The sequence below is a fragment of the Pseudomonas sp. Irchel 3H3 genome, from assembly GCF_900187635.1.
Classification (GTDB): Bacteria; Pseudomonadota; Gammaproteobacteria; order Pseudomonadales; family Pseudomonadaceae; genus Aquipseudomonas.
Window position 1 is genome coordinate 146,649 of record NZ_FYEC01000010.1, and the last position, 13,526, is coordinate 160,174.

General features: G+C 63.8%; 11 protein-coding genes. 3 read left to right on the plus strand and 8 right to left on the minus strand.

The window, feature by feature from the left end; genetic code table 11:
- Positions 1 to 24: 24 nt before the first annotated feature.
- Complete coding sequence (locus CKW24_RS13770) at positions 25 to 1,677, minus strand: GMC family oxidoreductase (RefSeq protein ID WP_095168728.1); 1,653 nt, start codon at positions 1,675 to 1,677, stop codon at positions 25 to 27.
- A gap of 133 nt (positions 1,678 to 1,810) precedes the next feature.
- Between CKW24_RS13770 and CKW24_RS13775 the strand changes: the two genes are divergently transcribed.
- Positions 1,811 to 2,707: a LysR family transcriptional regulator gene (locus tag CKW24_RS13775; RefSeq protein WP_095168729.1), complete on the plus strand. Its 897-nt coding sequence runs from the start codon at positions 1,811 to 1,813 to the stop codon at positions 2,705 to 2,707.
- A gap of 5 nt (positions 2,708 to 2,712) precedes the next feature.
- On the opposite strand, the gene CKW24_RS13780 is transcribed toward CKW24_RS13775, so the two are convergent.
- Positions 2,713 to 3,816 (minus strand): DNA alkylation repair protein, encoded by a 1,104-nt coding sequence (locus tag CKW24_RS13780; RefSeq protein WP_095168730.1) that lies wholly within the window; start codon positions 3,814 to 3,816, stop codon positions 2,713 to 2,715.
- Positions 3,817 to 4,069: 253 nt separating this feature from the next.
- The gene (locus CKW24_RS13790) at positions 4,070 to 5,881 is read right to left on the minus strand and encodes a monovalent cation:proton antiporter-2 (CPA2) family protein (protein WP_095168732.1); all 1,812 of its coding nucleotides are present in this window, start codon (positions 5,879 to 5,881) and stop codon (positions 4,070 to 4,072) included.
- A 231-nt stretch (positions 5,882 to 6,112) separates the two neighbouring features.
- Between CKW24_RS13790 and CKW24_RS13795 the strand changes: the two genes are divergently transcribed.
- Complete coding sequence (locus CKW24_RS13795) at positions 6,113 to 6,451, plus strand: FKBP-type peptidyl-prolyl cis-trans isomerase (RefSeq protein ID WP_095168733.1); 339 nt, start codon at positions 6,113 to 6,115, stop codon at positions 6,449 to 6,451.
- Positions 6,452 to 6,458: 7 nt separating this feature from the next.
- Here CKW24_RS13795 and CKW24_RS13800 read toward each other — a convergent pair whose 3' ends face one another.
- Complete coding sequence (locus CKW24_RS13800; RefSeq protein ID WP_095168734.1) at positions 6,459 to 7,565, minus strand: cytochrome P450; 1,107 nt, start codon at positions 7,563 to 7,565, stop codon at positions 6,459 to 6,461.
- Between the two features lie 80 nt (positions 7,566 to 7,645).
- On the opposite strand from CKW24_RS13800, the gene CKW24_RS13805 reads away from it, so the two are divergent.
- Positions 7,646 to 8,410 (plus strand): helix-turn-helix transcriptional regulator, encoded by a 765-nt coding sequence (locus CKW24_RS13805; RefSeq protein ID WP_095168735.1) that lies wholly within the window; start codon positions 7,646 to 7,648, stop codon positions 8,408 to 8,410.
- 125 nt (positions 8,411 to 8,535) lie between these two features.
- On the opposite strand, the gene CKW24_RS13810 is transcribed toward CKW24_RS13805, so the two are convergent.
- The 4 genes from CKW24_RS13810 to CKW24_RS13825 all read right to left on the minus strand — a co-directional run bounded on the left by CKW24_RS13810 (position 8,536) and on the right by CKW24_RS13825 (position 13,526).
- A complete protein-coding gene (locus CKW24_RS13810) occupies positions 8,536 to 9,555 on the minus strand; it encodes a branched-chain amino acid aminotransferase (RefSeq protein ID WP_095168736.1) in 1,020 nt (339 codons plus the stop codon).
- Positions 9,556 to 9,797: 242 nt separating this feature from the next.
- Complete coding sequence (lpdA, locus tag CKW24_RS13815) at positions 9,798 to 11,180, minus strand: dihydrolipoyl dehydrogenase (protein ID WP_095168737.1); 1,383 nt, start codon at positions 11,178 to 11,180, stop codon at positions 9,798 to 9,800.
- A gap of 3 nt (positions 11,181 to 11,183) precedes the next feature.
- Positions 11,184 to 12,467, minus strand: coding sequence for a dihydrolipoamide acetyltransferase family protein (locus CKW24_RS13820; protein WP_095168738.1), 1,284 nt, complete (start codon positions 12,465 to 12,467; stop codon positions 11,184 to 11,186).
- Positions 12,468 to 13,526 carry an alpha-ketoacid dehydrogenase subunit beta gene (locus CKW24_RS13825; protein ID WP_095168739.1) on the minus strand — a complete coding sequence of 353 codons (1,059 nt, stop codon included), beginning with the start codon at positions 13,524 to 13,526 and terminating at the stop codon, positions 12,468 to 12,470.

Consider the following 13,526-nt stretch of genomic DNA (forward strand, 5'->3'; position numbering starts at 1 on the left):
TGCCCTGTAGGGGCAAGCTTGCTCCTACAGGTGCGGTACGGTTGCCCGTTCTGTGGGTGTGGCGTTGCTCCTTGTCGGTGAGGCGAGAATCAGTTGCGCCGCTTTCTCGGCGATCATCAGCGTGGGTGAACAGGTATTGCCCGAGGTGATGTGGGGCATGATCGAGGCGTCGGCGATGCGCAGGCCGGGAATGCCATGCACCCGCAGTTGGGCATCGACGACCGCATCGCCATCCTGGCCCATGCGGCAGGTGCCCACCGGGTGGAAGATGGTGGTGCCGATCCGCGCGGCAGCCTCGTGCAACTGCTCCTCGGTGTGCAAGTCGGCGCCCGGCAGATACTCCACCGGCTTGAACGGTTGCAAGGCTTTGGCGCTGACAATCCGCCGGGTCAGGCGAATGGCGGCGGCGGCCACGCGCAGGTCTTCGGGGTGGCTCAGGTAGTTGGGCTGGATCAGCGGCGCCTGCTGTGGGTCGGCCGAACTGATCTCGATCCGGCCACGGCTTTGCGGACGCAGGTCGCACACCGAGGCGGTGAATGCCGGGAATGGGTGCAGCGGTTCGCCGAAACGCTCCAGCGACAACGGCTGGACGTGGTACTCAAGGTTGGCCGAAGTCTGCTCGGGCCCTGATCGGGCAAAGGCGCCGAGTTGGCTGGGGGCCATCGACAGCGGGCCGCTGCGGTCGTACAGGTAGCGCAGGCCCATGCCCATCTTGCCCCACAGGCTGCCGGCAATCTGGTTCAGGGTGCGGGCGTTTTCCAGCTTGTAGATCAAGCGCAGTTGCAGGTGATCCTGCAGGTTGCCACCCACGCCATTGAGTTCATGCACCAGGTTGATGCCCAGGCGCTTGAGCAGGCCAGCCGGGCCGATGCCGGAGCGCTGGAGGATGCTGGGCGAGCCGACGGAGCCGGCGCTGAGGATGATTTCCCGGCGTGCGGTGAAGGTGCTGGCCTGGCCCTGCCAGCGCGCGGTGACCTTGCAGGCCCGGCCGTTTTCCAGGAGCACGCGGTCGACATCGACCCCCGTCAGTACCGTCAGGTTAGGCCGCTGGGCGACAGGCTTGAGAAACGCCTTGGCGGCGTTCCAGCGCACGCCGGCCTTCTGGTTGACCTGGAAATAGCCGCAGCCTTCGTTGTCGCCCTGGTTGAAGTCGTCGATGTTGGCGATGCCGGTCTGTTCGGCGGCGTTGCGAAAGGCGTCGAGAATCGGCCATGACAGGCGCTGGCGTTCAACCCGCCATTCGCCGCTGGCGCCGTGAAAGTCGTCGGCGCCGGCAAAATGGTTTTCGCTTTGGCGAAACAGCGGCAGTACCTCGTTCCAGCTCCAACCGGGATTGCCTTCGCTGGCCCAGCGATCGTAGTCACCGGCCTGGCCGCGCATGTAGATCATGCCGTTGATCGACGAGCTGCCACCGAGCACTTTGCCCCGTGGGTAGCTCAGGCTGCGGCCCTGCAGGCCAGCTTGGGCCTGGGTCTTGTAGCACCAGTCGGTGCGTGGGTTGCCGATGCAGAACAGGTAGCCGACGGGGATGTGGATCCAGGGATAGTTGTCGCGCCCGCCGGCTTCGAGCAGCAGCACCCGGTGTTGTGGGTTGGCGCTCAGCCGATTGGCCAGCAGGCATCCGGCGGGCCCGGCGCCGACCACGATGTAATCGTATGCATCAACGGCAGGTGACATCCATGACCTCGCAGCGTGTTGTTCTTATTGCGCTTCATCCTAGTTGTTAGTTTTCGACAAAAGAATGTTAGTTTTTGCTCAGCCGCTGTGCGTTTATAGACAGCGCCAAGTCCACGTTTAACAAGGAAGGCCGATGTTCGACTGGAATGACCTGCGGTTTTTTCTCGAGCTGCAACGCAGCGGCCGCTTGCTGACCGCGGCCAAGCGCTTGAAAACCACGCATGCCACGGTGGCGCGGCATATCGAGGCCATCGAACAGAGCCTGGGCACCGCGTTGTTTGTCCAGCAGGCGCAGGGCTACCAGTTGACCCCGGCCGGCGAAGCGCTGCTTAAACATGCCGAGGCCATGGAAAATGTCGCGTTGCTGGCCCAGGAGGAAATCACCCAGTCCACGGCGCCCCTGGGCAAGATCCGCGTGGGGGTCACGGAAGGGCTGGGCATCATGTTTCTCGCCAGCCGCATGAAGGGCCTGTTCGACCGCTACCCTGGGCTTGAGGTGGAGTTGGTGGCCGTGCCGCGGTTCGTCAGCATCCTCAACCGCGAAGCCGAGATCAGCATTCATCTGGAGCGGCCGTCGGCGGACATGCTGGTCACCCGCAAACTCACCGATTACCGCCTGGCGCTCTATGCCAGCCAGGACTACCTCGACCGCGCGCCGCCCCTGCGCAGCCGCGAAGACCTGGGCCATCACGCCTGGATCGGCTATGTCGACGACCTGTTGTTCAGCCAGGAACTGATGTTCCTCAACAGCTTCTGCCGCAGCCCCCAGGTGGTGTTCCACAGTACCAGCGTGATCGCCCAGCAACAGGCGGCGCGCGCGGGCCTGGGGATCGCCGTATTGCCGTGCTACATGGCCAGTGGCGACCCGGATCTGGTGCCGCTGCTGCCGGCCGAAAGCATCCAGCGCAGCTACTGGATCAGCACCCGGCGCGAGCTGCACAAGTCTGTGCGGCTGCGGGTGCTGTGGGATTATGTGGTGCAGCTGTGTGAGCGCGAGCAGGCCCTGTTGCTGGGCCCGAAACTAGCGTAGGCGCTTCAGCGGGTGATTTCGAAGGCCGTGCTCGCCAGTCGCTCGCCGTTGACCATGATGTGCACCGCGTGGGTGCCGGGGTAGTGCTTGCGGGTGGTCATGTCGCGGATCCGCTGGGCTCGGCTGATTTTCTGCCGGTTTCGGGCGGGCAGGGTCAGGCCCTTGAGCTTGAACACCTTGGTTGACGTCGCCCCCGAGGCCTTGACGTATTCGATGGCGTAATCCACCACCAGGCGCTGGGCGACATCGGCGGTGGACTGCAGGTCGAACGACAGGCTGATGCTTTGCCCCAAGGCGATCACGGCGGGTTCAATGCTCAGCTGATGAATCTCGACTTCAGGCTTGCCCCCTGCGCCAATCAGCGTCAGCGCCCGTTGATTGCCCTGCTTGATCAGGCTGCGCAGCGCATGACGGGCGATCCAGGCGGTACGAGGATCCTCCAGCGACCAGCCCTCGAGAGTGTCCAGCACCCAGTCCGGGTGGTCCTTGGTGATGTCGTTGAGGTGGTTGGCCACTGACTTGCGCACGTACAGGCTGCTGTCGGCCTTGAGGTTGTCGATGATCCCGGCGGCCAGGGTCGGGTCGGCCTGGACCTGCTCCAGGCGGAACGACCAGGGCAAGCGGGGTCGGCTGCCTTCGCTGGCGAGCCGGCGCACGTGTTCGTTGGGGTCCAGCGACCAGTCGTGCATCAGGGCCAGGGTGCGTTCGAAGTCGCTGCGCAGGAAGTGCCGTACCGCAAATTCCGAGGAGCCGAAGCGAGTGAAGTGCTGCAGCGCGTCCATCGACAATTCGAACGCGTGGCTGCCGTAGCGGGCGACGTAGTGGGCCAGGAACATGCTGACGAAGCCGCTGTTGAGGCGTGGCGCCAACAGGCGCAGGACCTCCAGCGTCTGCTCGTAGTCCAGGCCCAGCACTGCATGCAGGCACTCGGCGGTATGGGCCATGCGCTGCATCACCGACAGTGGTTCGAGTCCGTCGCAGGCCATGGCCAGGAACGCCTGGTGATCGAACGCTGGATACACCGCGCGCAGTTCACTGGCGATGTGGGCAAAGCGCTCGGCGTTGAAGATCTCCTTCAAGGCCGGGGAGGATTGCTCAGGGGTGCTCATTGAGGGTCCTTTGAAGATTGGAGCAAAGCTTGCTCGCAATGGCGCCTGCCTGGGACGCCACAATTTATGGATACGTGTGGGAGCGAGCCTGCTCGCGATGGTCGTCAACGATGACGCGTTATACCTGAATAAACGCGTCGTGCTTACGACCATCGCGAGCAAGCTCGCTCCCACAGAAGCCCTTGTACACCTGCTCCTGTAGGTGCGGGCAGGTCTTGCTCCTACGGTGGTGGAGGGGGCGCAGAGCGGGTTCCTATGCCGGCTTGGGGGTGTCCTCTTGCGTTTGGTCGGCCTCGAACAACCGGGCCAGTTCCTCCCGTGCTTCCTGTGCGGTCTGCATGACTTTGGCGGCATCGTCGTAGATCGCGCGCTGGGCTTCGAGCACTTGTTCGTCGTGCTGCTTGAAGGTTTCGATGCGCGCTGCGGCCTGGGCCTTGCTTAGTCCCAGGCCGATCAGGGTCATGCGGCTCATTTCCAGGCTGGAATGGAAGGTTTCCCGCACCGCCTCGGCGCCCAGGTCGACCAGGCGATGGACGTGTTGACGGTTACGGGCGCGGGCGATGATTTTCATGTGTGGGTAGAGCCGGCGCACCAGTTCCGCAGTCTTGATGTTGGTGTCCGGGTCGTCGGTGGCAATCACGAAGAACTCCGCCTGCTCGACCTTGGCCGCGCTGAGAATCTCCGGGCGCATCGGGTCGCCGTAGAACACCGGCACACCGCCAAAACTGCGGGACAGTTCGATGGTTTCCACCGAGGTGTCGAGGGCCACGAAGCGGATTTTTTGCGCCCGCAGGATCCGCGCCACGATCTGCCCCATACGGCCCATGCCGGCGATCACTACGCGCGGGGTGTCGGTGTCGATCTCACGCAGGTGCGGCGGCACGGCCACCGGCTCGACCTTGGGTTTGGCCAGGCGTGCGCACAGCAGCAACAGCAACGGGGTGACGGCCATGGACAGGGTAATGGTCAGCACCTGCAGGTCATACAGGCGGGCATCGAACAAGCCTTGGTCGCGGCCAATCTTGAACACCACGAAGGCAAATTCGCCGCCAGCTGCCAGGACGATGCCCAGGCGCACCGCGCTCACGCGGTTGAGGCCACCGGCCATGCGTCCGACCAGGTACAGCAGCGGCAGCTTCAGCGAAATCAGCAGCACGGTCAGGCCGAGCACGGCAACCGGGGCGCTGAACAGCAGGCTGATGTTGGCGCCCATGCCCACGCTCATGAAAAACAGCCCCAGCAACAGGCCCTTGAACGGTTCGATCTGCGCTTCCAGTTCGTGGCGGTATTCAGAGTCCGCCAGCAGCAGGCCGGCGAGGAACGCGCCGAGGGCCATCGACACCCCGACTTCATCCATCAACCAGGCGGTGCCGATCACCACCAGCAGCGCCGTGGCAGTGGCCACTTCCGGCAGGCCGGACTTGGCGACGATGCGAAATACCGGGCGCAACAGATAGCGCCCACCCACGACCACCACTGCGATACTGCCGAGTACCTGCAACCCATGGTTGAGGTCTTCGGCAGGGGTGGTGGTGTCATTGCCCCCGGCCAACAGCGGCACCATGGCAATCAACGGGATCGCGGCGATGTCCTGGAACAGCAGGATGGCAAACGCCAGGCGCCCGTGAGGGCTGGTCAGCTCCTTGCGTTCGGCCAGGCTTTGCAGGCCAAAGGCGGTGGATGAAAGGGCCAGGCCGAGGCCGAGCACGATGGCACTGTTGAGTTTCTGGCCGAACATATAGAACGCCAGCACGCCGATCACCGAGGCCGTCAAGACCACCTGGGCCAAGCCGACGCCGAACACCGCCTTGCGCATCACCCACAGTCGGCGCGGCGACAGTTCCAGGCCGATGATGAACAGCAGCAGGACCACGCCCAGCTCGGAAATATGCATCACGCTTTGCGGGTTGCCGATCAGCCCCAGCACGGCGGGGCCGATGAGGACCCCGGCCAGCAGGTAGCCCAACACGGCCCCCAGTTGCAGGCGTTTGGCCAAAGGCACGGTGAGCACCGCCGCAAACAGAAACACCACAGCGGCTTGCAACAGGTTGCCTTCATGGGGCATGAGTCACTCCTGGACAGTCAAAAAGATTAAACACGGGGCTGACACTCCGTCTGGTTCGACGCGCAGTGTAACGGTGGGGCACGTTGACTGCATCGGTGGATCAGCCGTTGGCCAGTCTGACAAGCGAGTGTTACGCCGCGGAGTGCCTGGTCTGATGCAGCGAATCCAGCACGCTGTCTGGGTTAAGATTGCCCACTGGCCAGTCGGGCCAGTGAACAGACGAGAGCAGCAATGAACGACGAATTACAGGTCCTCGACCTGCTGGTGGGCAGCGGCAAAGCTGCGGTAAAAGGCGCGTTGATCACCACCCAATACCGCGGCTGCCTGGAAGACGGCACCGAGTTCGACTCTTCCTGGAGCCGCGGCAAGCCGTTCCAGTGCGTGATCGGCACCGGACGCGTGATCAAGGGCTGGGACCAGGGCATCCTGGGCATGCAAGTCGGTGGCAAACGCCAGCTGCGGGTACCTGCGCACCTGGCCTACGGCGAGCGCAGCATGGGCAGCATCCCGCCCAATTCCAACCTGGTGTTCGAGATCGAACTGCTGGAAGTGCTGACGCGGGACGACTGACTGATGCTCATTTTTCGCTGAACAGGGGGATCCGCCCGTTCAGCGAGGGGCGGTAGCGCCAGGCCAGTCGGCCGAAGTGCTCCCTGTGCGCCAGCAACTCGCGCAGGGTGGCACTGGCGATGCTCATGGCCAATGCCTGGCCGGGGCAGTGGTGGCGTCCGGCACCGAAACTCAAGCTGCGCCGGGCCGGGCGTTCGAGTACAAAACGCTCGGGCTCTGGGTTGAGTTGCGGGTCGCGGTTGGCCGAGGCCAGCAACAGCAGCACGCTATCGCCGGGTGCCAGGCGCACGCCCTCGATCTCGCAAGGTGCGCTGACAAAGCGCCGGGTATTTTGCACTGGCGGGTCAAAACGCTGAACCTCTGCCACAAACCCATCGACTCGCCCGGGCTCCGGCAGTAGCCCTGGCTCGCGAATCAGCGCCAGTACGGCGTTGCCAATCAGCCCGGCACTGGCTTCGTACGTCTGGGAGAGCAGGCCGATCAGGTTGGCCAGCAGGACTTCGCGATCAGTCAGGCCCTGGCACAGGCTTTCCAGTAGCGGGCTCTTTGCGTTCTCGGCGCTCAGTCGCTCGATGAAATAACCCTTCAATTGCTCGGCGGCCTGGTGGGCCGCGACCCGTTGCGCGGCAGTGCTCAGGGGCGAAAGGCAGGCGACGAAGTCCGCGGTCAACTGGCTGAGGGTCCTGCCTTCGCTGGGCGCGAAGCCCAGCATTGCGGCGAGCACCGCCACCGGCCCCAGGAACATGGCCTGGTGCAGGCCGGCGGCGTCTGCCGTGATCAGCCGGGCACGCAGCCGTTCGCCAACCTGCTCGGTGTCGACCCGCTCCAGCGCCGGCGCCATGGCCGAGCGCGGGCAGCGATGGGGTTCGCCGTCGTTCATCCGCATCAAGCGCGCGAATACCTGGCCGGCTTCACCCTGGGCAATTGCAGCGGGCACCGGTTCGTGTGCCGGGCGCACCCGGCAGTCGGCATGCGCCAGCACAGCAGCCACCGCCCGGGCGCTGCTGGCCACCCACAGACCCAGATCCTGGTCGAAGGCGAACCCGCCCGCAGCGCGCAGACTGGCGTAGTAGGGATAGGGATCGGCGTGAGTTGCGGCGATGATCGGGTCCATGGGACGCGGCCTTATGGGTAGTGGTAAGTCTTGTTACTATCCGGGGTTCGGCAGGACGACGATTCGTCCGGGAGCGAAATATGAGTGCAGAACAACACGACGTTGGTGTCTCGCAGGTGGCGGCAGCGATCGCCGAGCCGGCTCGGACCAAAATCCTCTGTTCGTTGATGGATGGCCATGCCCGTACCAGCACCGAACTGGCGAGCATTGCCGAAGTCAGCACGTCGACCGCCAGTGCCCACCTGGCCCGGCTCAAGGAGCTGGCGCTGGTGCGCCTGCACGTACAGGGCCGCCATCGTTATTACAGTCTTGCCAATCAGCAGGTCGCCCAGGCCCTGGAAGCACTGATGGTGATCGGCCAGAACGCCGCGCCGACCTTCACCCCACGCACCCCGGATCGCCTGCAGTTTGCCCGCACCTGCTACGACCACATGGCCGGTACTCTGGCGGTGCTGCTGCACGATCGGATGCTCGAGACCGGTTGGCTGCTGGTGACCGAGCAACAGGCGTACCGGTTGAGCGCGAGCGGCGAGGCGGGGTTCCAGCAGTTGGGCATCGAGGTCAGTGACTTGAGCGCACTGCGGCGACGATTTGCCTGCCCGTGCCTGGACTGGAGCATGCGTCGACCGCACCTCGGTGGAGCGCTGGGTGCGGCCTTGCTGGCGACGGCGCTGCAGCGCAAATGGCTGGTCCAGGACCTGGACAGCCGGGCGCTGGCGTTGACCGCCACCGGGCGCAAGGAAATCGGCAGGCGGTTCGCAATCGAGTTGCCGAGCCAACTGCCGCCAGCGTCCCGTGAGACTCGCAAAACTGCACGCCGAGCACTCGTCAGTCCTGGGCTCTAGGGGCAGGGTGTTGCCTTGTACCCGACGCATGGTTGCGCGCCCAGTCCGCAGCAGCGGCGCTGACAAAAAAGGCCCAGCCGACGCGCTAACGCCGGCTGGGCCTGTTCAGTGCCTGGAACGCTGGATCAGACCTTGACGATCCAGCCTTCTGGCGCTTCGATGTCGCCGGTCTGTACACCGGTCAGCTCTTTGTAGAGCTTCTGGGTGATCGGGCCAACTTCGGTTTCGCTGTGGAACACGTGCAGGTGGTCGTTGTAGCTGATGCCACCGATCGGCGTGATCACTGCGGCAGTGCCACAGGCGCCGGCTTCCTTGAAGTCCGCCAGCTTGTCGATGAACACGTCACCTTCCACCACTTCCAGGCCCAGGCGCGACTGAGCCAGCTCGATCAACGACAGACGAGTGATGCCCGGCAGCACCGAAGGCGACTTCGGCGTGACGAACTTGTTGTCGTGGGTGATCCCAAAGAAGTTGGCCGAGCCGACTTCTTCGATTTTCGAGTGGGTCATCGGGTCCAGGTAGATGCAGTCGGCGTAGTGCGCCTTCTTGGCCTGGGAGCCGGGCATCAGGCTGGCGGCATAGTTGCCACCAACCTTGGCCGCGCCGGTGCCTTGTGGAGCGGCACGGTCGAAGCTGGAGATCAGGAAGTTGTGCGGGGTCAGGCCGCCCTTGAAGTAGGCGCCGACCGGGATAGCGAAGATCGAGAAGATGAACTCAGGGGCGGTGCGTACGCCGATGTTGTCACCCACGCCGATCACGAACGGGCGCAAGTACAACGCGCCGCCGGTGCCGTATGGCGGAATGAAACGCTCGTTGGCACGGACCACGGCCTTGCAGGCTTCGATGAACTGTTCGGTTTCGACGAACGGCATCAGCAGGCGTGCGCAGCTACGCTGCATGCGCAGGGCGTTCTGGTCCGGACGGAACAGGTTGATCGAGCCGTCCTTGCAGCGATAGGCCTTCATGCCTTCGAAGCATTGCTGGCCGTAGTGCAGGGCGGTGGAGCCTTCACTGATGTGCAGCACGTTATCTTCGGTCAGGGTGCCTGCGTCCCACTCGCCGTTACGCCAGTGCGACAGATAGCGCTTGTCTGTCTTGATGTAGTCAAAACCCAGCTTGTCCCAATTGATGCTTTCGTTACCCATGACACCCTCTATCACTTAACAATCGCCTGAACGGTTCAAGGCTTCTGACGTTTTTCTGGATGGGCACAACAATACTTCATTCCGGGCCGGTTTCGCAGCCCAGACGATCGGACGAGAGGCAGATTAATCGTGTTGGCCTCAAGAAATCGCGGGCAAGCCCGCTCCCACAGTACGTCTAACCCATGTGGGAGCGGGCTTGCCCGCGAAGAGGCCATCACCTATGCCCACCAATCGCCCCTGGATTACAGGTGCAGCGCATGCCCCAAGGCCCGCAATGCAGCCTCTTGTACCGCCTCGCCCAGTGTCGGGTGGGCGTGGATGGTGCCGGCGATGTCTTCCAGGCGAGCGCCCATTTCCAGGCTCTGGCCGAATGCGGCGGACAACTCCGAGACCCCGACCCCGACGGCTTGCCAGCCCAGGATCAGGTGATTATCGCGACGTGCCACGACCCGCACGAAGCCGCTTTTCGATTCCAGGGTCATCGCCCGGCCGTTGGCGGCGAACGGGAAGCTGGCAACGATGCAGTCCAGGCCCGCCGCCTTGGCTTCGTCCGGGGTCTTGCCGACCACCACCAGTTCCGGGTCGGTAAAGCACACGGCGGCGATGGCGGTGGGGTTGAACTCGCGGGTTTTGCCGCTGATCAGCTCCGCGACCATCTCACCCTGGGCCATGGCGCGGTGAGCCAGCATCGGCTCGCCACTCAAGTCGCCGATCGCCCAGACGTTGCGCATGCTGGTGGCGCAGCGGTTGTCGATCTTGATCGCAGCACCGTTCATCTGCAGGTTCAGGGCTTCGAGGTTCCAGCCCTGGGTGTTGGGTTTGCGTCCGACGGCCACCAGCACCCGATCGGTCGCAAGGCTCAGGGTGCCGCCATCCGGCTCCGTTACTTGCAGAGTATTTGCATCAGAATCAAAGCTTTGCACGCTATGTTTCAAGTAAAGCTTTATCCCGAGTTTTTTCAGCTCTTCGTGCACCGGCTGGGTCAGCTCGGCGTCGTAGGCTGGCAGGATCCGCTCCTGGGCTTCGACCACGCTGACTTCGGCGCCGAGCTTGCGGTAGGCAATGCCCAGCTCCAGGCCGATGTAACCGCCGCCCACCACCACCAGGTGTTTCGGCAGGCTTTGGGGTGCCAGGGCTTCGGTGGAGGAGATGATCGGCCCGCCAATCGGCAGCATCGGCAGGTTGACGCTTTTCGAACCGGTGGCCAGCAGCAGGTGCTCGCACTGGATGCGGGTGTCGCCGACGTCAACGGTCTTGCCGTCGACTACCTTGGCCCAGCCATGGATGACCTGGACCTTGTGCTTTTTCAACAGGGCCGCAACGCCGGTGGTCAGGCGATCGACGATGCCATCCTTCCACTCGACGCTTTTGCCAATGTCCAGGCTCGGCGCGGCGACGGTGATCCCCAGGGCCGAGTGCTGTTTGTGTTGGCGGGTCTGGTGAAACTGTTCCGCGACATGGATCAGCGCCTTGGACGGAATGCAGCCGATATTCAGGCAGGTGCCGCCCAGTGCCTGGCCTTCGACCAGGATGGTATTGATGCCCAGTTGCCCGGCACGAATAGCCGCTACGTAACCGCCAGGGCCGCCGCCAATGATCAGCAGCGTGGTGTTCAGAGTCTGCATGTCTTACTCCACAAACAGCGTAGCGGGTTGTTCGAGCAAACCACGCAGGGCCTGGATGAATTGTGCTGCGTCCATGCCATCGACCACTCGGTGATCGAAGGAACTGGAGAGGTTCATCATTTTGCGGATCACGATCTGGCCCTTGATCACCATAGGCCGCTCGACGATCTTGTTGACGCCGATGATCGCCACTTCCGGCAGGTTCAGCACCGGGGTGCTGACAATTCCACCCAAGGCGCCGAGGCTGGTCAGGGTGATGCTGGAGCCGGACAGTTCGTCGCGGCTGGCCTTGCCGTTGCGCGCGGCCGTGGCCAGGCGGGCGATTTCCCCGGCGCTGTCCCACAGGCTGCGGGCTTCGGCGTGCCGCACTACGGGCACCATCAGGCCGATGTCGGCCTGGGTGGCGATACCCACGTGCACGGCGCCAAGGCGGGTGATCACCTGGGCTTCGTCATCGTAGCGGGCGTTGATCTGCGGGAAGTCGCGCAGGGCAACCACCAGGGCGCGCACCAGGAACGGCAGCAAGGTCAGCTTGCCGCGGCTCGCGCCGTGTTTTTCGTTGAGGTGCGCGCGCAGTTCTTCGACGGCGGTGACGTCGATTTCTTCGACATAACTGAAGTGCGCCGCACGCTGGGTAGCGTCCTGCATGCGTTGGGCGATCTTGCGGCGCATGCCAATGACCGGGATCTGCTCTTCGTCATGTCGTTCGCGGTAGGCATTGCCGGCCGTGGAGGTTGTCCCGGGGCCCTGTGCCAGGTAGGCGTCGAGGTCTTCGTGGAGAATGCGCCCGGCAGGGCCGGTGCCCTGGACCAGACGCAACTGGATACCAGCGTCCAGGGCATGCTTGCGCACGGCCGGCGAGGCCAGCGGACGTTCGTCGGCGGTGCGAGCCACCGGCGCCTGGGGCGCTGGTCGGCAGGCTGCTGCAGGTTTGCTCGGCGCCACGGTCTCGACCTTGGGTGCGGGTGCCGGCGCTATTTTGGCGGGCTCGGCCTTGACCTCGGCCACGGCAGCCGGCTGTGCGGATTCCTTGTAGTTGCCCGCGCCTTCGACTTCGATGCTGATCAGGATGCTGCCCACGGCCATCACTTCACCGGGCACACCGCCCAGGGAAATCACCTTGCCGTGCACCGGCGAAGGGATATCGACCATCGCCTTGTCGGTCATCACATCGGCCAGTACCTGGTCTTCGACCACCAGGTCGCCAACCTTGACGTGCCACACCGACAGTTCTACTTCTGCAATGCCTTCGCCAATGTCCGGCATTTTAATAACGTGCGTGCCCATTCAGACCTCCATGACCCGTTTCAACGCCGCGCCCACACGGGACGGCCCTGGGAAATACGCCCACTCTTGCGCGTGCGGGTAGGGGGTGTCCCAACCTGTCACACGTTCGATCGGCGCTTCCAGGTAGTGGAAGCAGTGTTCCTGTACCAGCGACACCAGCTCGGCGCCAAAACCGCAGGTGCGGGTGGCTTCGTGGACGACCACGCAACGGCCGGTCTTCTTCACCGAGTTGACGATGGTTTCCAGGTCCAGCGGCCACAGGCTGCGCAGGTCGATGACTTCGGCATCGATCCCACTTTCTTCAGCCGCCACCTGGGAGACATAGACGGTGGTGCCGTAGGTAAGGATGGTCACGTCCTTGCCCGGACGGGTGATTGCCGCGACGTCCAGTGGCACGGTGTAGTAGCCGTCCGGTACCTGCGCGGCCGGGTGTTTCGACCAAGGGGTCACCGGGCGGTCGTGGTGGCCGTCGAACGGGCCGTTGTACAGGCGTTTCGGCTCGAGGAAAATCACCGGGTCATCGTTTTCGATGGAGGCGATCAGCAGGCCCTTGGCGTCGTAGGGGTTGGACGGCATCACGGTGCGTAGGCCGCAGACCTGGGTGAACATCGCTTCGATGCTCTGGCTGTGGGTCTGGCCACCGTAGATGCCACCGCCGCACGGCATGCGCAGGGTCATCGGGGCGGTGAACTCGCCGGCCGAGCGATAACGCAGGCGGGCGGCTTCGGAAATGATCTGGTCGGATGCCGGGTAGACGTAGTCGGCAAACTGGATCTCGGCCACCGGGCGCAGGCCATAGGCACCCATGCCGACGGCGACGCCGACGATCCCGCTTTCCGAGATCGGTGCATCGAACACCCGCGAGGTGCCGTACTTGTTCTGCAGGCCTTCGGTGCAACGGAACACGCCACCGAAGTAGCCGACGTCCTGGCCGAACACCACTACGTTGTCGTCGCGCTCAAGCATCACGTCCATGGCCGAGCGCAGGGCCTGGATCATGGTCATGGTGGTCGTGGTCATGGCGGTTTCCAACTCGATTTTATTGTTGTGATCGTTCAT

Excerpts from the sequence above, each read along its gene's own strand:
- CKW24_RS13770 (WP_095168728.1), bottom strand. The coding sequence starts at position 1,677 with ATGTCACCTGCCGTTGATGCATACGATTACATCGTGGTCGGCGCCGGG.
- CKW24_RS13775 (WP_095168729.1), top strand. The coding sequence starts at position 1,811 with ATGTTCGACTGGAATGACCTGCGGTTTTTTCTCGAGCTGCAACGCAGC.
- CKW24_RS13780 (WP_095168730.1), bottom strand. The coding sequence starts at position 3,816 with ATGAGCACCCCTGAGCAATCCTCCCCGGCCTTGAAGGAGATCTTCAAC.
- CKW24_RS13790 (WP_095168732.1), bottom strand. The coding sequence starts at position 5,881 with ATGCCCCATGAAGGCAACCTGTTGCAAGCCGCTGTGGTGTTTCTGTTT.
- CKW24_RS13795 (WP_095168733.1), top strand. The coding sequence starts at position 6,113 with ATGAACGACGAATTACAGGTCCTCGACCTGCTGGTGGGCAGCGGCAAA.
- CKW24_RS13800 (WP_095168734.1), bottom strand. The coding sequence starts at position 7,565 with ATGGACCCGATCATCGCCGCAACTCACGCCGATCCCTATCCCTACTAC.
- CKW24_RS13805 (WP_095168735.1), top strand. The coding sequence starts at position 7,646 with ATGAGTGCAGAACAACACGACGTTGGTGTCTCGCAGGTGGCGGCAGCG.
- CKW24_RS13810 (WP_095168736.1), bottom strand. The coding sequence starts at position 9,555 with ATGGGTAACGAAAGCATCAATTGGGACAAGCTGGGTTTTGACTACATC.
- lpdA (WP_095168737.1), bottom strand. The coding sequence starts at position 11,180 with ATGCAGACTCTGAACACCACGCTGCTGATCATTGGCGGCGGCCCTGGC.
- CKW24_RS13820 (WP_095168738.1), bottom strand. The coding sequence starts at position 12,467 with ATGGGCACGCACGTTATTAAAATGCCGGACATTGGCGAAGGCATTGCA.
- CKW24_RS13825 (WP_095168739.1), bottom strand. The coding sequence starts at position 13,526 with ATGAACGATCACAACAATAAAATCGAGTTGGAAACCGCCATGACCACG.